General features: G+C 44.2%; 2 pseudogenes. Both read right to left on the bottom strand.

Features of this window, described 5'->3' with window-relative positions:
• Nucleotides 1-281 (bottom strand): annotated as a pseudogene (locus tag A3729_RS04335) (glutamate synthase small subunit); the annotation flags it as partial.
• A gap of 52 nt (nt 282-333) precedes the next feature.
• Nucleotides 334-783, bottom strand: a pseudogene (gene gltB, locus A3729_RS04330) (glutamate synthase large subunit); the annotation flags it as partial.

The following is a 783-nucleotide window of genomic DNA, read 5'->3' as shown; positions in this document are numbered from 1 at the left end:
GGCAAAGAGTTTGTCTGGTGACACAGTTCAGCCGCTTCAAGAATATTCCCTTCTGAAACCAGCTTTAGCCAGTTCGGGATATAGTTATGTACCGGGCACTTCCACTCACAGTAAGGGTTACCACACTCAAGACATCGATGAGCCTGTTCAGTCGCGTCATTCTGATCAAATGACTGATAGATCTCACCAAAATCTTCGGTACGACCTTCCATTGGAATTTTCTTTGGGTCAACTCGACCCACATCAACAAACTGAAAGTTGTTATTTAAACGCTTTGCCATATTCTAACCTCTAAACCTTATTCGCAATGAGAGTATTCGATAATTCGAAACACTACTCAGGGCGAGAACGCATGTTGTTAAGCAAGTTATCCAAGCTAGCCGCCTTCGGCTTAACTAACCAGAACTTAGCAATGAAGTCATCGAAGTGCTCAAGGATCTCTTGCCCCCACTTACTAGATGTCTCAGCAACATGCTCCTTAATAACGCCTCGCAAATGATTGCGATAAGGCTCCATTTGTTCAGTTGAAACTCTTTGAATTTCTACCAACTCATGATTGTATTTATCTACAAACGTATTTTCCTGGTCTAGCACATAGGCAAAACCACCTGTCATACCAGCACCAAAGTTATAACCTGTTTGACCTAGAACAGTAATCAAACCGCCAGTCATATATTCACAGCAGTGATCACCTGCGCCTTCAACAACCGCTGAAGCGCCAGAGTTTCGAACTCCAAAACGCTCACCAGCCGTACCCGCTGCAAACAACTTACCGCCAGTAGC

The organism is Oleiphilus sp. HI0043, assembly GCF_001634935.1.
This window is presented reverse-complemented; position numbering and strand designations above follow the sequence as displayed.